Source organism: Streptomyces sp. CRN 30 (assembly GCF_034105845.1).
Window position 1 is genome coordinate 1 of sequence record NZ_JAVRHI010000536.1, and the last position, 24,196, is coordinate 24,196.

At 74.4% G+C, this 24,196-nt stretch carries 21 protein-coding genes and 1 pseudogene; 6 read left to right on the forward strand and 16 right to left on the reverse strand.

From position 1 onward, the window contains the following. The 9 genes and pseudogenes from UW392_RS62375 to UW392_RS62415 form a co-directional block, all read right to left on the reverse strand. Positions 1–655: pseudogene (locus UW392_RS62375) on the reverse strand (D-beta-D-heptose 1-phosphate adenosyltransferase); the annotation flags it as partial. Positions 656–659: 4 nt separating this feature from the next. Further along, on the reverse strand, positions 660–1,259 hold the full coding sequence (locus tag UW392_RS62380; RefSeq protein WP_320784400.1) for an SIS domain-containing protein: 600 nt from the start codon (positions 1,257–1,259) through the stop codon (positions 660–662). Further along, a complete protein-coding gene (locus UW392_RS62385) occupies positions 1,259–2,476 on the reverse strand; it encodes a glycosyltransferase (RefSeq protein ID WP_320784401.1) in 1,218 nt (405 codons plus the stop codon). The genes UW392_RS62380 and UW392_RS62385 overlap by 1 nt, the downstream gene beginning before the upstream one ends. After that, on the reverse strand, positions 2,473–3,423 hold the full coding sequence (locus tag UW392_RS62390; protein WP_320784402.1) for a glycosyltransferase: 951 nt from the start codon (positions 3,421–3,423) through the stop codon (positions 2,473–2,475). Before UW392_RS62390 ends, UW392_RS62385 begins: the two co-directional genes overlap by 4 nt. Further along, a complete protein-coding gene (locus UW392_RS62395; RefSeq protein WP_320784403.1) occupies positions 3,420–4,412 on the reverse strand; it encodes a glycosyltransferase family 9 protein in 993 nt (330 codons plus the stop codon). Before UW392_RS62395 ends, UW392_RS62390 begins: the two co-directional genes overlap by 4 nt. Next, a complete protein-coding gene (locus tag UW392_RS62400) occupies positions 4,409–5,020 on the reverse strand; it encodes an HAD family hydrolase (protein WP_320784404.1) in 612 nt (203 codons plus the stop codon). Before UW392_RS62400 ends, UW392_RS62395 begins: the two co-directional genes overlap by 4 nt. Continuing rightward, entirely contained in the window at positions 5,017–6,075 is a 1,059-nt protein-coding gene (locus UW392_RS62405; RefSeq protein ID WP_320784405.1) for a glycosyltransferase family 2 protein, read from the reverse strand. The genes UW392_RS62400 and UW392_RS62405 overlap by 4 nt, the downstream gene beginning before the upstream one ends. Next, positions 6,072–7,712, reverse strand: a complete 1,641-nt coding sequence (locus UW392_RS62410; protein ID WP_320784406.1) for a carbamoyltransferase — start codon at positions 7,710–7,712, stop codon at positions 6,072–6,074. Before UW392_RS62410 ends, UW392_RS62405 begins: the two co-directional genes overlap by 4 nt. A gap of 129 nt (positions 7,713–7,841) precedes the next feature. Next, positions 7,842–8,819: an NAD-dependent epimerase/dehydratase family protein gene (locus tag UW392_RS62415; RefSeq protein WP_320784407.1), complete on the reverse strand. Its 978-nt coding sequence runs from the start codon at positions 8,817–8,819 to the stop codon at positions 7,842–7,844. Positions 8,820–8,984: 165 nt separating this feature from the next. Here UW392_RS62415 and UW392_RS62420 point away from each other — a divergent pair, with 165 nt between their 5' ends. The 3 genes from UW392_RS62420 to UW392_RS62430 all read left to right on the forward strand — a co-directional run bounded on the left by UW392_RS62420 (position 8,985) and on the right by UW392_RS62430 (position 11,281). Next, the gene (locus UW392_RS62420; protein WP_320784408.1) at positions 8,985–9,425 is read left to right on the forward strand and encodes an SRPBCC family protein; all 441 of its coding nucleotides are present in this window, start codon (positions 8,985–8,987) and stop codon (positions 9,423–9,425) included. A 175-nt stretch (positions 9,426–9,600) separates the two neighbouring features. Further along, positions 9,601–10,572, forward strand: a complete 972-nt coding sequence (locus UW392_RS62425; protein WP_320784409.1) for an NAD(P)-dependent alcohol dehydrogenase — start codon at positions 9,601–9,603, stop codon at positions 10,570–10,572. Positions 10,573–10,654: 82 nt separating this feature from the next. Then, the gene (locus UW392_RS62430; RefSeq protein ID WP_320784410.1) at positions 10,655–11,281 is read left to right on the forward strand and encodes a GntR family transcriptional regulator; all 627 of its coding nucleotides are present in this window, start codon (positions 10,655–10,657) and stop codon (positions 11,279–11,281) included. Positions 11,282–11,528: 247 nt separating this feature from the next. Here UW392_RS62430 and UW392_RS62435 read toward each other — a convergent pair whose 3' ends face one another. Together UW392_RS62435 and UW392_RS62440 are read right to left on the reverse strand one after the other, a co-directional pair. After that, positions 11,529–12,326 carry a carbon-nitrogen hydrolase family protein gene (locus tag UW392_RS62435; RefSeq protein ID WP_320784411.1) on the reverse strand — a complete coding sequence of 266 codons (798 nt, stop codon included), beginning with the start codon at positions 12,324–12,326 and terminating at the stop codon, positions 11,529–11,531. Between the two features lie 38 nt (positions 12,327–12,364). After that, the gene (locus UW392_RS62440) at positions 12,365–13,699 is read right to left on the reverse strand and encodes an MFS transporter (protein WP_320784412.1); all 1,335 of its coding nucleotides are present in this window, start codon (positions 13,697–13,699) and stop codon (positions 12,365–12,367) included. Between the two features lie 123 nt (positions 13,700–13,822). Between UW392_RS62440 and UW392_RS62445 the strand changes: the two genes are divergently transcribed. Then, on the forward strand, positions 13,823–14,509 hold the full coding sequence (locus UW392_RS62445; RefSeq protein WP_320784413.1) for a DUF2848 domain-containing protein: 687 nt from the start codon (positions 13,823–13,825) through the stop codon (positions 14,507–14,509). Here the strand turns inward: UW392_RS62445 and UW392_RS62450 are convergent. From UW392_RS62450 to UW392_RS62470, 5 genes are all read right to left on the reverse strand, one after another. Then, a complete protein-coding gene (locus UW392_RS62450) occupies positions 14,473–15,642 on the reverse strand; it encodes an XdhC/CoxI family protein (protein ID WP_320784414.1) in 1,170 nt (389 codons plus the stop codon). The genes UW392_RS62445 and UW392_RS62450 overlap by 37 nt on opposite strands. Positions 15,643–15,695: 53 nt before the next feature. After that, on the reverse strand, positions 15,696–17,153 hold the full coding sequence (locus UW392_RS62455; RefSeq protein WP_320784415.1) for an NCS2 family permease: 1,458 nt from the start codon (positions 17,151–17,153) through the stop codon (positions 15,696–15,698). A gap of 145 nt (positions 17,154–17,298) precedes the next feature. Beyond that, positions 17,299–19,686, reverse strand: coding sequence for a xanthine dehydrogenase family protein molybdopterin-binding subunit (locus tag UW392_RS62460; protein WP_320784416.1), 2,388 nt, complete (start codon positions 19,684–19,686; stop codon positions 17,299–17,301). Next, a complete protein-coding gene (locus UW392_RS62465) occupies positions 19,683–20,243 on the reverse strand; it encodes a (2Fe-2S)-binding protein (protein ID WP_320784417.1) in 561 nt (186 codons plus the stop codon). The genes UW392_RS62460 and UW392_RS62465 overlap by 4 nt, the downstream gene beginning before the upstream one ends. Then, complete coding sequence (locus tag UW392_RS62470) at positions 20,243–21,142, reverse strand: xanthine dehydrogenase family protein subunit M (RefSeq protein ID WP_320784418.1); 900 nt, start codon at positions 21,140–21,142, stop codon at positions 20,243–20,245. The genes UW392_RS62465 and UW392_RS62470 overlap by 1 nt, the downstream gene beginning before the upstream one ends. 309 nt (positions 21,143–21,451) lie before the next feature. Between UW392_RS62470 and UW392_RS62475 the strand changes: the two genes are divergently transcribed. Continuing rightward, positions 21,452–23,161, forward strand: coding sequence for a PucR family transcriptional regulator (locus tag UW392_RS62475; protein ID WP_320784419.1), 1,710 nt, complete (start codon positions 21,452–21,454; stop codon positions 23,159–23,161). Positions 23,162–23,317: 156 nt separating this feature from the next. Further along, positions 23,318–24,094 (forward strand): hypothetical protein, encoded by a 777-nt coding sequence (locus tag UW392_RS62480; RefSeq protein WP_320784420.1) that lies wholly within the window; start codon positions 23,318–23,320, stop codon positions 24,092–24,094. The last annotated feature ends 102 nt before the right edge of the window (positions 24,095–24,196 follow it).

Below are 24,196 nucleotides of genomic sequence, written 5' to 3' on the forward strand. Positions count from 1 at the left end.
TGACGGCGACGGCGGCGGCCTTCCAGTCGCGGACCAGGTCGGCGGCGGCGTGCGCGGCGGCCCGCAGCGTGCCGTCCGGGCGGGCCTCGCCGGGCGCGAAGCCGTGCGCCTCCTTCTCGGCGGGCGTGACCAGCCGGGTCCCGGGCACGGGGGCGCCGCCGCGCGGGTGCGGGTCCCACACCAGCGGCGGGTGGCCGGTGAGTTCCTCGCGGAGCGCGTCGGCGGCGCCCCGGCCGTAGTCGGAGACGAGTACGGCGGGCGCGGAGCGCAGCACGGCGCGGGCGTCGTCGCCGGCGGCGCGGGCGCGTCCGCCGCCCCGGTCGAGGCGGACGACGGGCCGCCCTGCGGCCAGGACGCGGGTCTTCTCCGGCAGGGTGCCGCTCAGCGGGAGCGGCACCAGGGTCAGCCAGGGTTCGAGGAGCGCGCGCAGTTCGGCGGAGGCGGGGTCGTCGCCGAGGCCGGTGACCAGGGTGACGTCGCGTCCGTCGCGGGCGGCGAGGTACGCGGCGAGGGCGGCGCCGCCCGGCCGGACCCGCTCGGCGCACTCGGCCACGACGGGCACGGGCGCGTCCGGCGCGAGCCGGTCGGCGGAGCCGGTCAGGTCCCGGTCGAGGAGCGCGTCGCCGACGACGACCAGCGGTGACTTCGCACGCATCGGTTCACGCATGGGTGTCCCTTCCGCGGGCGCCCCGGTCCAGGGCGGCGTCGAAGGCCGCGCAGACCATGTGCACGGCGACGAGGTGGAGTTCCTGGACGGTGGCCGTCGTCGCGGCCTCGACGCACAGGGACTCGTCGCTGCCCGCCATCAGGGGGTTGGGTTCGCAGCCGGTCAGGGCCCACACCCGCATCCCGGCCGCGCGTCCGGCGTCCGCGGCGGAGAGCAGGTTGGCGCTGGCGCCGGAGGTGGACAGCAGCATCAGTACGTCGCCGGTGCGGCCGTGGGCGCGGACCTGCCGGGCGAAGACCTCGTCCACGCCGTAGTCGTTGGCGATGGCGGTGGTGGAGGAGGTGTCGGCGTGCAGGGCGATCGCGGAGTAGGGCGGCCGGTCCTCGCGGTAGCGGCCGACGAGTTCGGCGGTGAGGTGCTGGGCCTGCGCGGCGCTGCCGCCGTTGCCCGCGGCGAGCAGCCGGCCGCCGCCGGTGAGCACGGCCGCGAGCTGTTCGCCCCAGCGCTGGGTGGTGTGCGCGGAGGCGCGGAACGCCGCGAGCGCGGCCTGGAGTTCGTCGCAGTGGCCGACGACGGGCGGGTGCACGGTCATCACGCCACCTCCTTGGAGAGTTCGTGGTCGGCGACGGTCAGGCGGTAGACCTGTTCGGCGCCGTCGGCGACGCGCCGCCACGTGTAGTGCCGAAGGACGCGTTCGCGGCCGGCGGTGCCGTAGGCGCGGCGCAGCCGCTCGTCGGGCAGCAGGACCCGCGCGACGTCGGCGATGGCCTCGGGGCTGTGCGGTGCGACGAGGCGGCCGGTGACGCCGTCGGCGACGGAGTCGCGGTGACCGCCGACGTCGGTGGCGAGCACGGGCACGCCGCAGCCCATGGCCTCCAGCGGCACGATGCCGAACGGCTCGTAGTACGGGGTGCACAGCACCACGTCGGCGCTGCCGATGAGGGTCGGCATGTGCTCGGGGCCGACCGCGCCGAGCAGCCGTACCCGGTCGGCGACACCGGCGCGGCGCGCGATGCCGGTCAGCCGCTGGGCCTCGGTATCGGTGTCGACGTCGTCGGCGGGCGGCCCGCCGGCGATGAGGAGTTCGGCGTCGGGGATGTGGGCGAGGGCGCGGATCGCCTGGTCGTAGCCCTTGCGGGGAACGAGCCGGCCGCAGGCGAGGAGCCGGTGGCGGTGGCGTCGCGCGGGGGCGCGGCCGGTGTCGGCGCCGGGCCGGAAGTGCCGGGAGTCCACGCCGCAGGGCACGACGGAGATCTGGCTGGGGCGCACGCCCATGTCGCCGAGTTCGACGACCTCGTCGGTGCAGGTCGCGAGGACGCGGGCGCAGGAGCGGCCGATCTGCCGCTCGACGCCGATCCGTTCGTAGGGGCTGGTGTCCCTGAGGCCCTGGTGGCGCCGCTTGACGGTGCCGAGGGCGTGGAAGGTCTGCACGAGCGGGATGCCGTGCGGCTGGACGCCGATCTGGGCGGCGAGGCCGGACATCCAGAAGTGGGCGTGCACGACGTCGGGCCGTTCCCGGGTGAAGACCCGGGCCAGGTGGGCGCCGAAGGCGGGCATGTAGGGGAACAGTCCGTCCTTGGCCACGACCTCGGCCGGTCCGGCGGGGACGTGCTCGACGACGGCGCCGCCGGGCAGCGGCACCCGGTCGGGCAGGTCGAGGGTGTCGCGGCGGGTGTAGACCGTGACGTCGTGGCCGCGGCGGGCCAGTTCCTCGCTGAGCCGTGCCACGTAGACGTTCTGTCCTCCGGCGTCGACGCCGCCGAGCGCGGCGAGCGGGCTCGCGTGCTCGGACACCATGGCGATCCTCATCGGGTCACCTCCTTCAGCAGCCGCTCCCAGTCGGTGAGGAAGCGGGACAGCCCGTAGCGGGCGAGGGCCGCCGCTCGGGCCTTCTCGCCGGCCGCGCGGGCGCGGTGCGGGTCGGCGAGGAAGTCGCGTACGGCGTCGGTCAGTACGTCGATGCGGTTGGAGACCACTCCGGCGCCGGGCGGTACGGCCTCGGTGACCTCGGTGGTGGCGAGCGCGACGACCGGCATGCCGAGGTGCATGGCCTCCAGCAGGGAGAGGCCGAGCGAGGTCCAGCGCACGGGGTGGACGTAGACCCGGCGCCGGGCCAGTTCGGTGTGCAGGTCGTGCTGCGGGACGTCCTGGGTGCGGCAGCGGTCGGGGTGGATGCCGAGGTGCTCGGCGAGCCCTTCGGTGCCCATGCCGAAGACGTCCAGGGGGGCGGCGCGGGCGAACTCGGGGAGCAGGTCCGTGCCGGTGGTGCGGCCGCGCCGGACGGGTTCGTTGACGACGACGGCGGCCCGGCCGAGTTCGCCGGTCCAGCGGGGGCCGGGGTCGACGATGCCGTGCTCGATCACGGTGGTCTCGGTGTGCCCCGCGTCCCACATCAGCCGGTTGAAGTGGGTGACGTGGACGAGGGTGACGCCGGGGAGGTCCGCGGCGGGGTGCCGGGTGTCGGGCACGTCGCCGTGGGGCGCGTTGTGCTCCAGGTAGACGAGCGGCGGCCGCCGTCCGAGCCACCGGTCCACGAGGTCGATCTCGTGCGGGCGTTGCAGCACCACGAGGTCGATCTCCTCGTCGCGCAGCCGCTCGGGCGGGACCTCGATCACCGACTCGGGCCAGTCCCAGGTGCGGGCGCGGCCGAGGCCGTCGGGGCCGCGGTCGGGGGTGACGGGGAGGAGGCAGGTGTGCGGGCCCTGCACGAACGCCGTGGTCCACGACCCGTGCACGTGCCAGATGAGGATCCTCATGACGTCTCACCCACGAGTTTCTCGACGGCGGCCGCCACGTCGGTGGCGGTGACGGTGTTCAGACAGGGGTGGCCGGGTACGGGGCACTCCCTGGCCCGGCTCCCGGCGCAGGGCGCGTCCTGGTCGCCGAGGAGGACGCAGGGCACCCCGTACGGTCCCCAGCGTTCGGCCGGGACGACCGGTGCGAACAGGGAGACGACGGGGGTGCCGACGGCGGCGGCGAGGTGGGCGGGGCCGGTGTTGCCGGTGACGACGGCGCGCGCGCCCGCGAGGACACCGGCGAGTTCGGGGGCGCCGGTGCGGCCGCCGAGGTCGGTGCCGTGGCCGCCCGCGACGTACGCGGTGAGGTCGCGTTCGCCGGGGCCGCCGGTGACGAGGACGCGGTGTCCGGCGGCGGCGAGTTCGCGTACGGCCTCGGCGGCGCGCTCGGGGCTCCAGGCGCGGGCCGGGACGCTGGCGCCGGGGTGCAGCACGACATAGGGGCCGCTGCCGGTGAGCGCGGCGGTGTCCGGCGGGGGGCGCACCGCGAGCCGTCCGTCGTCGACGCGGGGGAAGCCCGCGGCCTCGGCCAGCTCCAGCGCCGCCTCGGCCTCGTGGAGGTGCGGGTCGCGCTGATGCCGTACGTCGAGCAGCGTGCCGGGGTAGTCCACGCTGTCGGCGGCGAGGCGGCGGACGCCGGCCAGCCGCAGCACCAGGGCGGTGGGCAGCGGGGACTGGTGGAAGGAGGTCAGGACGATGCCGGTGTCGGCGTCGATCCGGTCGGCGAGCGCGTCGATGTCCGCCCGGTCCACGGCGGGCGGCCGGAAGCCGGCCCAGGGCGCGTCCCACACCAGTACCTCGTCGACGCCGGGCAGCAGCCGCGCGGCGGGCGCGCCGTGGGTGCCGCACAGCAGGGTGAGGTGGCCGGCCCGCGCGGCGACGGCCCGTACGGCCGGCCCGGCGAGCAGCACGTCCCCGAAGCTGTCGAGCCGGCTGACGAGGGCTCTCATCGCGGCCTCCCGCAGGGGTCGGTCCCGCCGGTGGCCGGCGCGTACGCCGCTTCGAGAGGCCGCTCGTCCACCAGCACCCGGCCCTTCGGCGGGCCGGTCAGGACGGCCCGTACGGCGGTCAGGAGGTTCGGGGCGACATGGTCGGCGGTGGCCGTCTCCTCGGGGCGGGTGGCGGTGTTCGGGACGAGGATGCCGTGGGCGCCGGCCCGGCGGGCGGCCTCGACGTCGGCGCCGATGTCGCCGATGACGACGCAGTCGGCGGGGTCGGCGCCGATCCGCCCGGCCGCCTTCAGGATCATGCCGGGCCGGGGCTTGCGGCAGGCGCAGCCGTCGTCGGGGCCGTGCGGGCAGACGGCGAACACGTCGAAGGGGCCGAGGAGTTCGTCGAGGCGGGCGTGCACGCGGCGGACGTCGGCGTCGGTGAGCAGGCCGCGGGCGACGCCGGACTGGTTGGTGACGACGCCGGTGCGGATGCCGTGCGCGCGCAGCAGGCCGAGTGCCTCACGGGCGCCGTCGACCGGCTCGACCCGGGCTGGGTCGCCGTTGTAGGGGACGTCGTGGACGAGGGTGCCGTCGCGGTCGAACAGGACGGCCTTGACGGTGCTCATGCGGCGACCTCCTGCCAGGCGGGGGCGGACCGGTGCCGCCACACCCCGCCGATCCGGTGCCAGGTGGCGGCCGGCGGGATGAGCACGCTGGTGACGACCATGGCCGTGACCTCGTCGCGGGTACGGGGTCCGGGGGCGACGCGGGCCCAGGCGAACTCGGCGGTGCCGGCGGCCCAGCCGAGCCCGGCGAGGGCGGCGGCCCGGGGGCGGCCCGCGGCGGCGAGCGCGACGGCGGCGACAGCCGCGGCGGTGACGGCGACGTGGCGGCGGATGCGGCCCCGGGGCGCGACCGCCCTGGTCCACCAGTCGGGTCCGTGCAGGCGCCGCATCAGGGCGTCGTCGGCGTTGCCGCGCTGCTGCCGCAGCGACACCCAGCGGGAGGCGGGCCGCACCGGGTGGCGGGTGGTGCGGCGGCCCTGCCGGATGCGCCACCCGGCGTCGAGGACGCGCAGCGCGAGGTCGGCGTCCTCCCGGAAGGCGCGGGTGAAGCGTTCGTCGAAGCCGCCGACCTGTTTGAGGGCCTCGGTGCGGTACGCCATGTCGGCGGTGATCCAGCGGGCCGTGGCGAGTCCGGCGGTGCCGCGTTCCCAGTCGGTGGGCCGCCGCTCCCCCGGCAGCGGCACGGCGATCACGCCCTGCACGGCGCCGGTGTCGGGCGCCGTGTCGGCGAGGTCCTGGGCGAGCTGGTCGCACCAGTGCGGGCCGACCTGCACGTCGTCGTCGAGGAACGCCGTCCAGGGGGCGGTGACCGCGCGCGCCCCGGTGTTGCGGGCGGCGGCCGGTCCGCGCCCGCCGCTGCGCACCACCAGGGTGCGGTCGCGGAGTTCACCGAGGACGGTGAGCGGGTGCTCCAGGGCGTCGGGGCCCGGGTCGGTGCCGGCGTCGGTGACGGGGCGGTCGTCGACGAGGACGATCTCGTCCGGCTTCGGGCCGGTCGAGGCGGCCAGCGCCCCGAGGCAGTCGGCGAGCGTGGTCCGGGCGAGGGTGGGGATGACGACGGCGTAGCCGCTGGTGGAGCCCGCGCCCGCCGCGTCGCCCTTCCGGTGGCCGCTCATGCGAACGCCTTCCCTCGGCGGACGGCGAACGGCCCGATGGCGAGGAGGTCGACCGGCGCGGAGCCGAAGCACTCCAGGGCGTCGCGCGGGTCGTCGACCATGGGCCGTCCGGCGGTGTTGAGGCTGGTGTTGACGACGACGGGCAGCCCGGTGCGCCGCTCGAAGGCGTTCAGCATCCGTGCGACGAGCGGCTCGCGGCGCGTCTCGACGGTCTGGATGCGGGCGGTGCCGTCCACGTGGACGACGGCCGGGATGCGGTCCCGCCACGCCGGGTCGACGCCGTGCACGAAGAGCATGTACGGGCTCGGGACCGGCCCGTCGAAGATCTCGGCGGCGCGTTCGGCCAGGACCATGGGGGCGACGGGCCGGAACTCCTCGCGGCCCTTGACGGCGTTCAGCCGCTCCAGGTTCTCCGCGCGGCCGGGGTGGGCCAGCAGGGAGCGGTGGCCGAGGGCGCGGGGCCCGTACTCGCTGCGGCCCTGGAACCAGGCGACGACGCCGTCCCGGGCGAGTTCCTCGGCGACGGTCTCGGCGATGTCCGCGGGCTCCTCGTAGGGGACGGCGGCCGTCTCCAGCCAGGCGCGGATCTCGTCGTCGCGCCAGCCGCGGCCGAGGTCGGCGCCGTCCATCGGCTCGGGGGCGGTGCCCTCCCGGGCGGCGGCGACGTGCAGGGCACCGCCGAGCGCGGTCCCGGCGTCCCCGGCGGCGGGCTGCACCCAGACGTTCCGGTACGGGCCCTCGGCGGCGATCCGCGAATTGGCGACGCAGTTGAGGGCGACGCCGCCGGCCAGGGTGAGGGAGTCGCCGCCGGCCTCGCGGTGCAGCCAGTGCACGAGGTCGAGGAGGGCCTCCTCCAGGACGGCCTGCGCGCTGGCGGCCAGGTCGGCGTGGTCCCGGGTCCACTCCTCGTCCTTGCGGCGGGCGGGCGCGAGGGCGGCCCAGTCGACGCCGTGGGCGCGGAAGCCGCCGTCGCCGGTGGCGTGGACGTGCTCGCGCAGCCGGTCGGCGAAGCGCGGGGTGCCGTAGGAGGCGAGGGCCATCACCTTGAACTCGTCGCTGCTGCGCAGGAAGCCGAGGTGTTCGGTCAGCTCCTCGTAGACCAGGCCGAGCGAGTGCGGCAGGAGCTGCGTGGCGAGGGTGTCGAGCTTGCCGTCGCGGTAGCGGCCGGCCAGGTGGGAGGCGCACTCGCCGCGGCCGTCGAGGACCAGGACGTCGTTGTCGGGGTGGGGCGAGGCGGGTCCCGCGGACGCGGCGTGCGCGACGTGGTGCGGGACGAAGACGACCTGGTCGGGGTCGAGGCCGGGCAGCGCGGCGGCGAGGAAGTCGGGGGCGCGGCGCGCGTACTCCAGGCGCAGCGGGTCCCACGGGTCGTCCAGGCCGAGGTCGCGGGCGGGCCGGGCGAGCCCCGGGTCGAAGGAGTAGGCGACGGCGTCCAGCTCCTCGGGCCGTATCCCGGCGTGCTCCAGGCACCAGCGGGCCGACAGCTCGGGGACCTCCCAGGCGGAGAACGGGACGGGGCGCTTGCCGTGCTTGCGGCGGCTGAAGCGCTCTTCCTCGGCGGCCGCGACGGTCCGGCCGTCGATGACGAGGGCGGCGGCGGGGTCGTGGAACAGGGCGTTGATACCGAGGATGCGCATGGGGTGCTCCGTCCTGGTGTTTCTTCCGGGTCGCGGGTGCCGCGGGACAGCTGCCTCAAACACTTGGAAACAACTCAATTCCCGACAGAAGCGACATAACCACTCTCGGTAGTGGCCGGCGGTCCGCCGTCAGGCCGCCACGGCGTGCGCGAACCAGCCGATGGTGCGCTCCAGCCCCTCGTTCCAGTCGGTGCGGGGCTCCCAGCCGAGCCGTTCGCGGGCGAGGGTGGTGTCGGGGCGCCGGCGCCCGGGGTCGTCGACGGGGCGGTCGACGAAGCGGATGCGGGAGCCGGAGCCGGTGAGGCCGACGATCCGCCGGGCCAGCTCCAGCACGGTGATCTCCTCGGCGCCGCCGATGTTCACCGGCCCGCTCTCCCCGGACGCGGCGAGCGCGAGGACGCCGTCCACGGTGTCGTCGACGTAGCACAGGGAGCGGGTCTGGCCGCCGTCGCCGGCGACGGTGAGCGGTACGCCGTCCAGCGCCTGCGCGATGAAGGTGGGCACGGCGCGGCCGTCGCCGGTGCGCATCCGGGGCCCGTAGGTGTTGAAGATCCGGACGATGGCGGTGTCGGTGCCGTGCACCTGGCGGTGGGCGGTGGTGAGCGCCTCGGCGAACCGCTTGGACTCGTCGTAGACGCTGCGCGGCCCGACCGGGTTGACGTTGCCCCAGTAGCTCTCGCGCTGCGGGTGCTCCAGCGGGTCGCCGTACACCTCGGAGGTGGAGGCGAGCAGGAAGCGCGCGCCGTCGGCGTGGGCCCGTTCCAGAGCGTTGCGGGTGCCGGTGGAGCCGACGTCGAGGGTCTCCAGCGGCAGGCGGAGGTAGTCCAGCGGCGAGGCCGGGCAGGCGAAGTGCAGCACCAGGTCGAAGCGGCCGGGCAGCCCGCGCAGCGCGGCGGGGTCGGTGGCGTCGGCGTGCACGAAGCGGAAGCGGTGCTCGCGCTCCAGCGCGGTGACGTTGACGCGGGCGCCGGTGGCCAGGTTGTCGAGGCAGACGACGTCGGTACCGGCGTCGAGCAGCCGGCCGCACAGGTGGGATCCGACGAATCCGGCGCCGCCGGTGACCAGGGCGCGGCGCCAGGACCGGCCGTTCGCGAGGCTCTCGCTCACGGGACTCTCCTCACTCTCGCGTGCACGTTCGTCTCGGCGAGTAACCCGGCACCCCCTTCCGTACCTCGAACTCCCATTCGGCAGCCGCCGGGCGACCGCGACCGTCCCGGGTGACGCGGCCGACAGGAGTACGAGGTCGGGCGGGCGATTCCCTACGATCGTGGCGTGGCCACCTTCTTCCTCGAACGCACGGCGCCGCTCCCGCTGGACGAGACCTGGCGCCGGCTCACCGAGTGGCACCGGCACGGCGACGCGGTCCCGCTGACCCGGGTCCGCGTCACCACTCCCCCGCCCACCGGACCCGGTACCCGCTTCACGGCCCGCACGGGCCTCGGCCCGCTCGGCTTCGACGACCCGATGGAGGTCACCGTCTGGGAACCCCCGCGCGACGGCGCCCCCGGCCGCTGCCGTCTGGAGAAGCGCGGCCGTCTGGTCCGCGGCTGGGCGGAGATCGAGGTCCGCCCCGGGCCGGGCGGCCGGACCCGGGTGCGGTGGCACGAGGACCTCTCCGTCCGCCTGCTGCCGTCGGTGTTCGACGGGATACTGGCCCGCTCCGGACGGCTGGTGTTCGGCCGCGCGGTCAACCGGCTGCTGCGGCAGCCGTGACCGGACCGGGTCCGGCGGAGGGGGTGTCCACGGGGGTGGACGGGGTGACCGGTTCCTGACCGATCTGCCGGCCGGTGACTGGTGGGCGGCGCGTGGCGTCGGGACCATCCGAGCGTGCGCCGCGCGGAGCGGTCCGGGCGGGCGCGCTCCCCCGCCCCCGGTCAAGGAGAGATCGATGAAGGCCATCGTCCAGCGCTCCTTCGGTTCGGCCGAATCCCTCGCCCTCGACGACATCGACCGTCCCGTCCCCGGCGACGACGAGGTGCTCGTCCGGGTCCGCGCCGCCGGCGTCGATCCCAGCGTGTGGCATCTGCTGACCGGCCGCCCCTACGTCGCCCGGCTCAGCCCCCAGGTGGGCCTGCGCCGGCCCGCCCACCCGGTCGCCGGCTGGGACGCCGCCGGTGTCGTGGAACGGGTCGGCGCGCGCGTCACCTCCGTCCGGCCCGGGGACGAGGTCTTCGGCGCCTGCGAGGGCTCCTTCGCCGAGTACACCCGTGCCAAGGCCGACAAGATCGCCCCGAAACCCACCGGCCTCTCCTTCGAACAGGCCGCGGTCCTCCCCGTCTCCGGCGTCACCGCGCTCCAGGCACTCGCCGTCTCCCGCCCGGCCCCCGGCCGCCGGGTCCTGGTCATCGGCGCCTCCGGCGGCGTCGGCACGTACGCCGTCCAGCTCGCCGTCCACTACGGCGCCGAGGTCACCGGCGTCTGCGGACCGGCCGGCGCGGCGCTGGTCGGCGCGCTGGGCGCCGCCGATGTCGTCGACTACACGCGCGAGGACCTCACCGACCGCCCCGACCGGTACGACTTCGTCCTGGACGCCGCCGGCAACCGCCCCCTGCGGCACCTGCGCCGTGTCCTCACCCCGCGCGGCACGGTCGTCTTCGTCGGCGGCGAGAACGGCGGCCCGTTCCTCGGCGGTCTCGACCGGCAACTGCGCGGGGCGCTGCTCTCCGTCGCCGTACGGCAGCGGTTCCGCCCGCTGGTCGCGGTGGTCCGGCGGCGGGACCTCATGACCCTCGCGGAGTTCACCGAGAAGGGCGTGCTGGTGCCGGTCGTCGACCGCGCGTACCCGCTGGACCGGGCCGCGGCGGCCGTGCGGCACCTGGAGAGCGGGCATCCCCTGGGCAAACTCGTCCTCACCGTCTGAGCGTCTCGGCGTCCGGTCCGGCCGGGGTCCCGCCGTGGTAGCTTCCTCTGTATACGAGTTGTATGCGAGCCAGGGGGCCAGGGTGACGTCCGGACGGGACAAGGCGTACGCCTACCTCAAGGAGACCGTGCTGACGGACCCCGCGATGCAGGGGGAGTTCCTCTCCGAGCAGGAACTCGCCGACCGGATCGGCGTCTCGCGCACCCCGATCCGGGAGGCGCTGCTGCTGCTCGCCGCCGAGGACCTGGTGCAGCTCGTCCCCAAGCGCGGGGCGCGGGTCGCCCCGCTGTCCGGGCGCGAGATCACCGAGCTGATGGAGCTGCGCGGCATCGTCGAGCGGTACGCGGCGGAGCGGGTGATCGCCGGGGACCGGCGCCCGCTGCGGCGGCTTGAGGAGCTGCTGGAGCGGCAGCACGGGCTGACCGGGGCGGACCAGGCGCGGGAGTTCATCGCGGTGGACCAGCAGTTCCACATGACGCTGGTGTCGGCGGTGGGCAACGGACTGCTGGACCGGCATTACGAGGGGCTGCGGAGCCGGCAGGTGCGGGCGGGGGTGGTCGCGCTTTTCAACGTCCGTAACCGGCAGGACGCGGTGTTGGCCGAACATCGTTCGATCTTGGATGCGTTGGTGGCGGGGGATGCCGGGGGTGCGTGTGCGGCGATCGACGCCCACCTGGGATCGACGCTGCGCGTTCTGCTGGCGGGGTGAACAGGCGGGGCCCGGCACGCCCTTCCGCGCAGTTCCCCGCGCCCCTTGAAACTCACCCGCGGGTCCGTCGTGGCTGGTCGCGCAGTTCCCCGCGCCCCTTGGAAGTCACCTGCGGGTGCGTCGTGGCTGGTCGCGCAGTTCCCCGCGCCCCTTGAGAGTCACCTGCGGGTGCGTCGTGGTTGCTCGGGCGGTTGCCCGGGCCCCTCTAGGGGCGCGGGGAACTGCGCGATCGGCCGGGACGGGGCCGTCACTGTTGGAGGCGGCGGTTGGCCAGGACCGAGATTTTCTCGCGGGTCCTGGAGACCTCCTCCGCGTCCACGTCCGCCAGGACGAGCTCCGGCCCCGCGCCGGCCGCCGCCCGGACCGTCCCGTCCGGCCCGGCGACCAGGCTGTGCCCGATCCCCGTCGGCGCCTTCGCCGGTACATCGACACCGCTCGCCGCGGGATCGGCCTGATCGACAGCCGCGACCCACAGGGTCGCGTCCAGCGCACGGGCCCGCACCAGCAGCTCCCACTGCTCCCGCTTCCCCGGCCCGGCGCCCCAGGAAGCCGCCAGCAGCGTCGCCACCGCCCCCGCGTCCGCGTGCGCCCGGAACAGTTCGGGGAAGCGGACGTCGTAGCAGGTCGCGAGGCCGAGGCGGACCCCGTCCACGTCGATGGTGACGACCCGCGAACCCGGCGCCACGGTGTCGGACTCCGCGAACCCGAACGCGTCGTACAGGTGGATCTTGTCGTAGGACGCCTCGACCCCCGGCCCCGTGGCCAGCAGCGTGTTGGTGACCCGGCCGTCCGGCGCGGGCGTGAACATCCCCGCGACCACGACGGTCCCGGCCGCCGCCGCGATTCCGCGGAGCCCGTCGGCCCAGGGGCCGTCCAACGGCTGGGCGACCGGCTTCAGCGAGGTGCCGAAGCAGACCATGGACGCCTCGGGGAAGAGCACGAGCCGGGCGCCCGCGTCCGCGGCACGGCGCGTCTCCTCCTCGATCAGCGCCAGGTTCCGCGCCGGATCGGTGCCGGTGGTCAGCTGGCTGAGTGCGATGCGCATGGGTTCCGAATCCCTTCGTTCGACCGGTTGCCGCGAGTTCACCGCGCGGCGGGCTCGTGGTCCCGCGCCCGCTCCACCAGGCGCGCGTCCTCGTCCTCCGCGCTGTCGGCGTCCCGGCCCAGCGCCAGGCCCACCACCGTGATCACCGCGGTGAGGGCGATGTACCCCGCCAGCGGCACCCAGCTGTCGAACGCGCCGAGCAGCGCGGTGAACAGCAGCGGAGCCACCGCACCGCCGATGACCCCGGCCAGGGTGTACGCCAGCGAGGAGCCGGTGTAGCGCAGGCGAGGCGAGAACTGCTCGGCGATGAAGGCGGCCTGGGGACCGTACATCAGGGAGTGGAGGACCAGGGCCACCACTGTGCCCAGGGCCAGCAGTGGCCAGGAACCGCCGCTGACCATGGGGAAGAAGACGAACGGCCACACGGCCGTCGCCACGGCGGCCACCCCGTAGACCAGCCGCCGGTTGACGCGGTCGGTGAGGGCGCCGGACAGCGGGATGAGGAAGATCTGCAGGGCCGAGCCGATGAGTACGGCGGAGAGCGCGGAGCCGCGGGACATGTCCAGTTCGTCGGTGGCGTAGGTGAGGACGAAGACGGTGAACATCGCGTACAGCACGTCGGGGGCGACCCGGCTGAGGATCGCGGCGATCAGCCCGCGGGGCTGGGTCGTGAACACCTCGCGCACCGGCGCCTGGGGCCGGTCCTGCTCCGTCTCCATCGCCTTGAAGACCGGCGTCTCCTCCAGCTTGGCGCGGATCCACAGTCCGAAGCCGACCAGCGCGGCGGAGATCAGGAACGCGACCCGCCAGCCCCAGCTCTCGAACTGGTCCTCGGTGAGCCACGCGCCGAGCGCGGCCAGCACGCCGTTGGCCATCAGATTGCCGGCGGGCGGTCCGATCTGCGCGGCGGAGGCGTAGAAGCCGCGCCGCTTGGGGTCGCCGAACTCGCTGGAGAGCAGGACCGCGCCGCCCCACTCGCCGCCGACGCCGACGCCCTGGGCGAAGCGGAGCAGGACCAGGGCGACGGGAGCGGCGACGCCGATCGTGGAGTAGGCGGGCAGCACGCCGATCAGGAAGGTCGCGGCGCCGATCAGCACCAACGTGGCGATCAGCACCTTCTTGCGGCCGATGACGTCGCCGAGGCGGCCGAAGACGATCCCGCCGAGCGGCCGGGAGACATAGCCGACCGCGTAGGTGGAGAACGCCAGCAGGGTGCCGGTCAGTGGGTCCTCGGAGGGGAAGAAGAGGTCCCCGAAGACCAGCGCCGCCGCGGCGGAGTACACCGCGAAGTCGTACCACTCCAGGGCGGTGCCGGTGAGGCTGGCGAAGAAGGCACGGCGGATGCCGGAACTGTCCGGCCTGGTGTCTTGCATGCGTAGTCCTTACTGACCTGCTTCGACGTACGTGGACCTGTCGGCATACTTCTTGTATACAGGTCGTATGCGCAAGCCCTGCGCCGGAAGTTAACCCATCCGAAACCACGTCTGGAGTCCCCCATGGCCGTGCTGACCTTCGAGCTGCCCGACGGTTCGACCCGCGACGTCGACGTCCGGCTGCTGCTCAACGCCGGGTACGCCGGACGCAGCCAGGACGACGTCGCCGCGCACGTCGCCGAACTGGCGGAACTGGGCGTACCCGCGCCGTCCGTCATCCCCGCCCTGTACCCCGTGTCGCCCTATCTGGCGCAGCAGACCGGTACCGTGCCCGCGCAGCACGCGCGGACGTCCGGCGAGGCGGAGTGGGCCCTGGTCGTCGCGGACGGCGGTGAGCTGCTGCTGACGGCGGCCTGCGACCACACCGACCGGGAGCTGGAGGTGCACGGGGTGGCCTGGAGCAAGAACGCGGGCCCGGACGTGCTGGCCCGACGCGCCTGGCGGCTGGCGGACGTGGAGGACCGCGTCGACGAGCTGACGCTGCGCGCCTGGGTCGGCCCGGAGGGCGCCGGGACCCTCATCCAGGACGGCACCCTGGCCGAGCTGCTGACCCCGGCCTACTGGGCCCAGGTGCTGCGCGAGCGGGGCGAGCTGGTGCCGGGCACGGTGCTGATCTCCGGGACCATCCCAATGGCCGCGGACGTGGACCAGTTCGCCGAGGGCTGGCGGGTGGAGCTGGGCGACCCGGCGACCGGCGACACCATCACCCTCGCCTACGAGGTCGTGCCGATGCCGGCGCCCATCGGCTGAGGCCGGGCCGCGGCGGGCGGCGCGTCGTGGTGGATCGGGGTGTGCGCCCCGGTCAGCGAGACGCCCGTGCCGCCGCGCCGGGCGGCGACGATCTCCGCGGCGATGGAGAGCGCCGTCTCCTCGGGGGTGCGGGCGCCGAGGTCCAGGCCGATCGGGGACCTGAGCCGGGCCCGCTCCGGGGCGGTGAGGCCGACCTCGCGCAGGCGCCGGTCACGGTCCAGGTGGGTGCGGCGCGAGCCCATCGCGCCGACGTACGCCACCGGCAGCCTGAGCGCCAGCTCCAGCAGCGGTACGTCGAACTTGGCGTCGTGGGTCAGGACGCACAGGACGGTACGGGCGTCGACGTCGGTGCGCCGCAGGTACGCGTGCGGCCAGGCGACGACGACCTCGTCGGCGTCGGGGAAGCGGGCCTCGGTGGCGAAGACGGGCCGCGCGTCGCAGACGGTGACCCGGTAGCCGAGGAACTTCCCGGCCCGCACCAGCGCCGCCGCGAAGTCGATGGCGCCGAAGACGATCATCCGCGGCGGCGGCACCGACGCCTCCACGAGCACGGTGAGCGGCGCTCCGCAGCGCGAGCCCCGCTCGCCGATCTCCAGGGTGCCGGTGCGGCCCGCGTCCAGGAAGGCGCGGGCCTCGGCGGCGACGGTGCCGTCCAGTTCGGGGCGGGCGCCGAGACCGCCCCCGTAGGAGCCGTCGGGGCGGACGGTGAGCGCGCGGCCCACCAGTTCGTCCGGGCCCCGGACGATGCGGGCGAGGGCCGCCGTCTCGCCCCGGGACGCGGCGGCCAGCGCGGCGGCGAGGACCGGCCGCACGGGGTCCTCGGCACGTACCGGCGTGACCATGATGTCGATGATCCCGCCGCAGGTCAGGCCAACCGCGAAGGCGTCCTCGTCGCTGTAGCCGAAGCGCTCCACGACGGTCTCGCCGTCCTGGAGCGCCTGCTCGCACAGCTCGTAGACGGCCCCCTCCACACAGCCGCCGGAGACCGATCCGACCGCCGTGCCCTCGGTGTCGACCGCGAGGGCGGCTCCGGGCCGGCGGGGGGCGCTGCCGCCGACGGCCACGACGGTGGCCACGGCGAAGTCACGTCCCTGCTCGACCCACCGGTGCAGCTGTTCGGCGATGTCCAGCATCTGTCGTTCTCCTCGGCGGTGGTGGTGCGGGTGGACGGGTTCCCTGGCCGGGGCTAGTGCACGCCCAGCCAGCTCTCGATCGGGCCGAGGGCGAACCAGACGAGGAAGACCGCCGTCAGGACCCACATGAAGGTTCCGACCTCCCGTGCCCTGCCCTCGGCCGTTCTGATGGCGGTGTACGCGATGACGCCGGCGGCCACGCCGGTGGTGATGGTGTAAGTGAACGGCATCAGCACCACGGTCAGGAAGACCGGTATCGCGGTCGCCCGGTCCGCCCAGTCCACGTGCCGGGCGTTCATGAGCATCATGGCGCCGATGACGACCAGCGCGGCGGACGCGACCTCCTGCGGCACGATCGCGGTGAGCGGCGTGAAGAACAGGCAGGCGGCGAAGAGGCCGCCGGTGACGACGGAGGCGAGGCCGGTACGGGCGCCCTCGCCGACGCCGGTCGCCGACTCGATGAACACGGTCTGGCCGCTGCCGCCCGCGACACCGCCGATCGCGCCGCCCGCGCCGTCGATGAAGAGCGCCTTGGACAGGCCCGGCATGCGGCCCCGGTCGTCGGCGAGCCTCGCCTCGGTGCCGACGCCGATGATGGTGGCCATCGCGTCGAAGAACCCGGCGAGCACGAGCGTGAACACGATCATGCCGACGGTCATGGCGCCGACCTCGCCCCAGCCGCCGAACTCGACGTGGCCGAAGAGCGAGAAGTCGGGCGGGGAGAGCGCGCTGCCGTGCAGTTCGGGGGCGCCGCCCGCCCACTGCCCGGGGTCGATGACCCCGGTGGCGTTGAGCACGGCGGCGACGACCGTGCCGGTGACGATGCCGATGAGGATGGCGCCGGGGACGTTCCGGGCCTGGAGCGTGAAGATCAGCAGGAGGGTGCAGCAGAAGAGCAGCACGGGCCAGCCGGTCAGCTCGCCGGCCGGGCCGAGGGCGAGCGGGGTGGCCTCGCCCTGGTGGACGAAGCCGGACTTGTACAGGCCGATCAGGGCGATGAACAGGCCGATGCCCATGGTGATGCCGTGCTTGAGCGCCAGCGGGATCGCGTTCATGATCATCTCGCGCAGGCCGGTGACGACCAGCAGCATGATGACCGCGCCGTACAGCACGCACATGCCCATCGCCTGCGGCCAGGTCATCGCGGGGGCGACCTGCGAGGCGAGGACTCCGGAGACGGAGAGGCCCGCCGCGAGGGCGAGCGGCACCTTGCCGACGAAGCCCATCAGCAGGGTGGTGAGGGCCGCCGCGAACGCCGTGGCCGTGATCAGGGCCTTGGCCGCGAGGGTGCCCCCGGCCGCGTCCTCGCCGGACAGGATCAGGGGGTTGAGCAGGAGGATGTACGCCATCGCCATGAAGGTGGTGACGCCGCCGCGCACTTCGCGCGCGACGGTCGAGCCTCGCCGGGATATGTGGAAATAGCGGTCGAGCCACGACCGGCCGGCCGGGACGCGGGAACCCGCGCCCGCGTCCTCGGCGGTGGTCGTGGGCTCCGCTGACTGCTGGGTCATGGTGCCGTCTCCCAAGGTTCACAGGGGCACCCGGAAGCCGCCTTCGGCGGCCTCGGGATTTGGGAAGTGCACGACCCGGGGGACGGCCCGAGGCGAACAGGAAGAGAGGATCGGTCCGGGGGACTCGGTCCCCCGGACCAGGGGCTCACCTGGCGGTGAGGTGTTCCGGGCGGACCGGGGTGCGGTCCAGCTGAAGACCCGTGGCCGCGCGGATCGCCGCGAGGACCGCCGGGGTGGAGGACAGGGTGGGGGCCTCGCCGATGCCGCGCAGACCGTACGGCGCGTGGTCGTCGGCGAGTTCGAGCACGTCGACCGGGATGGTCGGCGTGTCGAGGATGGTGGGGATCAGGTAGTCCGTGAAGGAGGGGTTCCTGACCTTCGCCGTACGGGGGTCGACGACGATCTCCTCCATCACGGCGACGCCGAGCCCCTGCGTCGTGCCGCCCTGGATCTGGCCGACGACGGAGAGCGGGTTGAGCGCCTTGCCGACGTCCTGCGCGCAGGCCAGTTCGACGACCTTGACCAGGCCGAGTTCGGTGTCGACCTCGACGACGGCCCGGTGCGCGGCGAAGGAGTACTGGACGTGGCCGTTGCCCTGCCCGGTGCGCGGGTCGAAGGGCTCGGTCGGCCGGTGCCGCCACTCCTCCTCGACCTCGACCGCCTCCTCGCCGAGGACGTCCGCGAGGTGCGCCAGGACCTCGCCGCCGTCGGTGACGACCTTGCCTCCCTCCAGGAGGAGTTCGGCGGTGGCCCAGGCGGGGTGGTACGAACCGAAGCGGCGGCGGCCCAGCTCCAGCACCTTCTCGCGGACCAGCTCGCAGGCGTTCCTGACCGCGCCGCCGGTGACGTACGTCTGCCGGGAGGCCGAGGTCGAGCCGGCGCTGCCCACCTCGGTGTCGGCGGGCTGGATGGTGACCTGGGTGACGCCCAGCTCCGTACGGGCGATCTGCGCGTGGACGGTGACGCCGCCCTGGCCGACCTCGGCCATCGCGGTGTGCACGGTGGCCACCGGCTCCCCGCCGATCACCTCTATGCGCACCCGCGCGGTGGAGTAGTCGTCGAAGCCCTCGGAGAAGCCGACGTTCTTGATGCCGACCGCGTAGCCGACGCCCCGGACGACGCCCTCGCCGTGCGTGGTGTTGGACAGGCCGCCGGGCAGCTGGCGTACGTCGGCGCCCTCGCTGGACTCCCACTGGCGCTCCGGCGGCATGGGCATCGCCTTGACGCGGCGCAGCAGTTCGGCGACGGGCGCCGGGGAGTCGACGGGCTGCCCGGTGGGCAGGAGGGTGCCCTGTTCCATGGCGTTGAGCCGGCGGAACTCCACCGGGTCCATGCCGAGCCTCTTCGCCAGCTTGTCCATCTGCGCCTCGTAGGCGAAGCACGCCTGGACCGCGCCGAAGCCGCGCATCGCGCCGCAGGGCGGGTTGTTGGTGTAGAGGGCGATCGCCTCGATGTCGACGTCCTCGACGACGTAGGGGCCGACGGAGAGGGAGGAGGCGTTGCCGACGACCGCCGGGGAGGCGGAGGCGTACGCGCCGCCGTCCAGGACGATCCGGCAGCGCATGTGGGTGAGCTTGCCGTCCTTGGTCGCGCCGTGCTCGTAGTGGAGCCGGGCGGGGTGGCGGTGGACGTGCCCGAAGAACGACTCGAAACGGTTGTAGACGATCTTGACGGGTCTGCCGGTGCGGAGCGCCAGCAGACAGGCGTGGATCTGCATCGACAGGTCCTCGCGGCCGCCGAACGCGCCGCCGACGCCGGAGAGCGTCATCCGCACCTTGTCCTCGGGCAGGCCGAGGACGGGCGCCATCTGGCGCAGGTCGGAGTGGAGCCACTGGGTGGCGATGTAGAGGTGGACGCCGCCGTCCTCCTCGGGGACGGCGAGTCCGGACTCCGGGCCGAGGAACGCCTGGTCCTGCATGCCGAAGGTGTAGTCGCCCGTGACGATCACGTCGGCGCGCGCGGCGGCGGCGTCGGCGTCGCCGCGCACGATGGGCTGGCGGTGGACGATGTTGGGGTGCGGGACGTGGCCGGCGTGGTGATCGGTGCGGTTGTCGTGGACCAGGAGCGCGTCCGGGGCGGTGGCGCTCGCCTCGTCGGTGATGACCGGCAGCTCGCGGTACTCCACGTGGATCTTCGCGGCGGCGCGGCGGGCGGTCTCCGGGTGGTCGGCGGCGACGATCGCGACCGGTTCGCCGTGGTGGCGGACCTTGCCGTGGGCGAGTACGGGGGTGTCCTGGATCTCCAGGCCGTAGTTCCGCACCTCGGTGGGCAGGTCGTCCCAGGTCATGACGGCGTACACGCCGGGCAGCGCGAGGGCCTCGCTCGTGTCGATGGAGACGATCTCGGCGTGCGCGACGGTGGAGCGCAGGATCTGGCCCCAGAGCATGTCCTCGTGCCACATGTCGGACGAGTACGCGAACTCGCCGGTGACCTTGAGGATGCCGTCCGGGCGGAGCGTGGACTCGCCGATCCCGCCCTTGGTCGGGGAACCCTGGGTGATCTTCGTGGGGGCGCCGGTGGCCGGTGCGGTCATGGTCGGACCTCCTCGGACTGCTGCCGGGCGGCGGCGAGCCGGACCGCGTCCATGATCTTCTCGTAGCCGGTGCAGCGGCACAGGTTGCCCGAGAGCGCCTCGCGGATGTCCGCGTCGGACGGGGCCGGGTTGCGCTCCAGCATCTCGTCGGCGGCGACCAGCAGTCCGGGGGTGCAGAAGCCGCACTGGACGGCGCCGGCGTCGATGAACGCCTGCTGGACCGGGGCGAGTCCGCCGCCGTCGGCGGCCTGCCAACGCCGGGCGTCCTCCAGGGTCGTACCGCCGGTGCCGGTCGCGCCCGCGCGCTGCCGGGCGTGGTCGGCGAGGCCCTCGACGGTGACGACGTCACGGCCCTCGGCCTGTCCGGCGGCGACCAGGCAGGAGCAGACCGGCACGCCGTCCAGGCGGACCGTGCAGGAGCCGCACTCGCCCTGTTCGCAGGCGTTCTTGGAGCCGGGCAGGCCGAGCCGCTCGCGCAGCACGTACAGGAGGGACTCGCCCTCCCAGACGTCGTCGGCCTCCTGCGGCCGTCCGTTGACGGTGAGGTTGACGCGCATCAGGCGGCTCCCCCTTTCCGGAAGGCGGCGCGGTGGCCGTCGCGGTAGGACTCCCAGGTCCAGGTCAGGGTGCGGCGGGCCATCACGCCCACCGCGTGGCGGCGGTAGCTCGCGGTGCCGCGGACGTCGTCGATCGGGTTGCAGGCGGCGGAGCACAGGTCGGCGAAGTGCTTGGCGACGGCGGGAGTGATGATCTCCCCGTTGTCCCAGAAGCCGCCCTCCTCCAGGGCCGCGTTCAGGAACTCCTCGGCGGCCTTCGCCCGGACCGGCGTGGGCGCGGCCGAGCCGATGCCGGTGCGGACCGTACGGTTCTCGGGGTGCAGGGCCAGGCCGAACGCGCACACGGCGATGACCATGGCGTTGCGGGTGCCGACCTTGGAGAACTGCTGGGGGCCGTCGGCCTTCCTCACGTGCACGGCGCGGATCAGCTCGTCCGGCGCGAGGGCGTTGCGCTTGACGCCGGTGTAGAAGTCGTCGATCGGGATCATGCGGGTGCCGCGCACGGAGGCGGCCTCGACCTCGGCGCCGGCGGCGAGCAGCGCCGGGTGGGCGTCGCCGGCCGGGGAGGCGGTGCCGAGGTTGCCGCCGACGCCGCCGCGGTTGCGGATCTGCGGGGAGGCGACCGTGTGCGAGGCGAGGGCGAGTCCCGGCAGTTCGGTGCGGAGGTTCTCCATGATCTTCGTGTAGGGCACGGAGGCACCGAGCCGGACGCTGTCCCCGCCGGTCTCCCACTCGGTCAGCTCGCCGATGCGGGTCAGGTCCAGCAGGTACTCGGGCCGGCGGTGGTCGAAGTTGATCTCGACCATCACGTCGGTGCCACCCGCGATCGGTACGGCGGCGGGATGCTCGGCCTTGGCGGCGAGCGCCTCCTCCCAGCAGGCGGGGCGAAGGAAATCCATGACTGGCTCTCTTCTTCGTCGTGTGAGTCCGTCGTGTGGGTCGTACAGATCGAGCCACACCGTGTGCGGCGGAACGGGCTCGTTCATGTGCTGTTCACGTGGAGTGGGCTCAGTACACAGCTCTGTGCTCCACCAGGGTCAGTCGCAGAAACCATGAAGGAGTTGGCTGGCCAGGGCGGGCATCTTGTAGATTCGTATGAACGGAGGCCCTCAGTAACCCCTTCGACTTCCTGTGGAAACGCGCGACACATCCGCGTGACCTGGAACACCTCTTCGAGACAGACGAGACAGAGAACGGCGGCGACGAGAATGCGGCTGCGCGCACTGCTGGACACCGATGCGCTGGGCCTGAAACTGCTCGGCGGCGAGCACGAGCTGGACCGGACCGTGCGGGGCGTGATGACCACGGACCTGCGCGACCCCAGCCGCTACCTGTCGGGCGGGGAGCTGGTGCTGACGGGGCTGGCGTGGCGGCACGAGGCCGCCGACTCCGACAATTTCGTCCAGATCCTGGTGCAGGCCCAGGTGGCGGCGCTGGCGGCGGGCGAGGCGGAGCTGGGCAGCGTCCCGGAGGACCTGGTGGCGGCGTGCGCGCGGCACCGGCTGCCGCTGTTCGCGGTGCACGAGTCGGTGGCGTTCGCGACCATCACCGAGCACGTGGTGCGGCAGGTCTCCGGGGAGCGCGCCGGGGACCTCGCGGCGGTGGTCGACCGGCACCGCCGGATGATGACCTCCGGTCCGGCGGGCGGCGGCCCGGACGTCGTCCTTGAGCTGCTCGGCTCGGACCTGGACCTGCGGGCCTGGGTGCTGTCGCCGACCGGCCGGCAGGTCGCGGGCTCCGAGACGGAGGGCCCGGCGCTCCCCGCCGACGTGCGGGCGCGGCTCGCGGCGGAGCACCTCGCGGCGACCCGCGCGGGACGCCGGGCACCGCACCGGGCGACGCTCGACGGGACGACGTACAGCGTCTTCCCGGTACGGAACGGGGGGAACGGCCGTCCGGCGCGGACGGGCGCGTCCCGGGCGGCCGCCGGGGCGCCCCGGGACGTACGGGAGACGGTGCTCTCCGACTGGCTGCTCGCCGTCGAGGCGGACGCCGGGGACTGGGCGGAGGAACGGCTGGACCTGCTGTACGGCGTCACCCAGCTCATCGCCGTCGAACGGGACCGGCGGGAGGCGGCGCGCACGGTGCGGCGGCGGCTCGCGCAGGAGGTCCTGGAACTGGTGCAGTCCGGCGCGGCGCCCGCGGAGATCGCGGCGCGGCTGCGGGTCGCCGCGCCGGTGCTGCTGCCTGGGCTCGGCGCGGCCCCGCACTGGCAGGTCGTGGTGGCGCGCGTCGAGTGGGCCGAGGCGGACGGGATCGAGACGGGCCAGGTGGCGCAGGCGCTGCTGGAGGAGATACTCGTCGACCCGCGCACGCCGGGGCCGGAGCACTCCGACCGGATCGCCGTCGCGCACGTCGGGGACGAGGCGGTCGCGCTCGTACCGCTGCCGGCGGTCTCCAGCGAGCACGACGGGTCGGAGGCGGGGGTGCTCGCGGACGCGCTGCTGGAGGCCGTACGGGACCCGCTGACGGCCGGTCTCGACGGGGACGGGCGGGTGACCGTCGGCGTCAGCGCGGCCGTGCACTCGGCGGAGGGGCTGCGCGGCGCGCTGGAGGAGGCGCGGCACGCCCGGCGCGTGGCGGCCGCCCGGCCGGGACGGGTCTGCGCGGCGGGCCACCAGGAACTGGCCTCGCACGTCCTGCTTCTCCCCTTCGTCCCGGACGACGTGCGCCGCGCGTTCACCGCGCGGCTCCTGGACCCGCTGCGGGACTACGACCGGCGGCACCGGGCCGAGCTGATCCCGACGCTGGAGGCGTTCCTCGACTCGGACGGGTCCTGGACGCGCTGCGCGGCGCGGCTGCATCTGCACGTCAACACGTTGCGCTACCGCGTCGGGCGGATCGAGCAGTTGACGGGGCGTGATCTGTCGCGGCTGGAGGACAAGCTGGATTTCTTCCTGGCACTGCGGATGAGCTGATCACAGCCCCGGGGCGGGCGCGCGAGCCGCCGGCGCCCGCGTCTTCTCCCTCCCCATACTTTGTGAAATCTTTCACCCACCCTCTTGGCCGGGCCGGTCGATCCATGCTGAGATGCGGCCACCACTCGGGCTCGACGGCGTGCTAGGGAGGGCAACGTGGCGCACCCCGCCATGTCCGGTACGGGAACCAACGCCAGTGACGATCCGCTCCGGACGGCGATATGGCGGCTGCGCTCGCGGGCCTGCTGGGCCGACGCGGCGGCACTGCTGCAGCCGGTGACCGCGTCCGCCGCGCTCCAGCGGGCCGTGCTGCTGGTGGAGCGGTGTCTGTACACCGAACAGGGCTGGGCGGAGGCGGAGGACGCGCTGCGCACCGCCGAGGCGCTGGCGGACGGCGACGACGAACGCGGGGCCGCCGCGTGCGAGCGGGGGCAGCTCGCGTACGCGGCCACACTGCACGGGGTGCGGGACAGGGCCGACGAGGCGCGGGCGGCGCTGGGCCGGGCGGCGGCGCTGATCGCGCCGGGGGCGCCGGAGCGGGCCCTGCTGGACTTCCGGCGCGGGCTGCTCGCCGAGAACCTCACCCGGTCCCCGCAGGCGGCGCGGGCGGCGTACCGGCGGGCGCACGCGGGGGCCGCGGCGCACGCCGACGCGCTGCTGCTCTCCTTCACCTGGCGGCACCTGGCCGGACTGGCCCTGCGCGACGGCGAACTGGCGGAGGCCCGGCACGGCTTCGCCGAGTCCCTCCGCATCCGCGAGGAACTCGGCTACCTGGTCGGCACGGCCCCGGCCCTGGCCTCCCTCGCGGAGACCGAGTCCGAACCGGAGGCGAGCCGCCTCCTGGCAGAGGCCCGCCGCCTCTTCCGCCTCCTGGGCGGAGTCCCCACCTGGCTGACCCACCAACTGACCCCACCGGGGGCGGCCACGGCGTGAGTGCCTTGGCGGGGGCGCCGGGTGGCCCGGGGGACGGGTGGCCCGGGACGCCGGCCCGGGGGACGGGTGGCCCGTGGGGCGGGTGGCCCGGGACGCCCGACG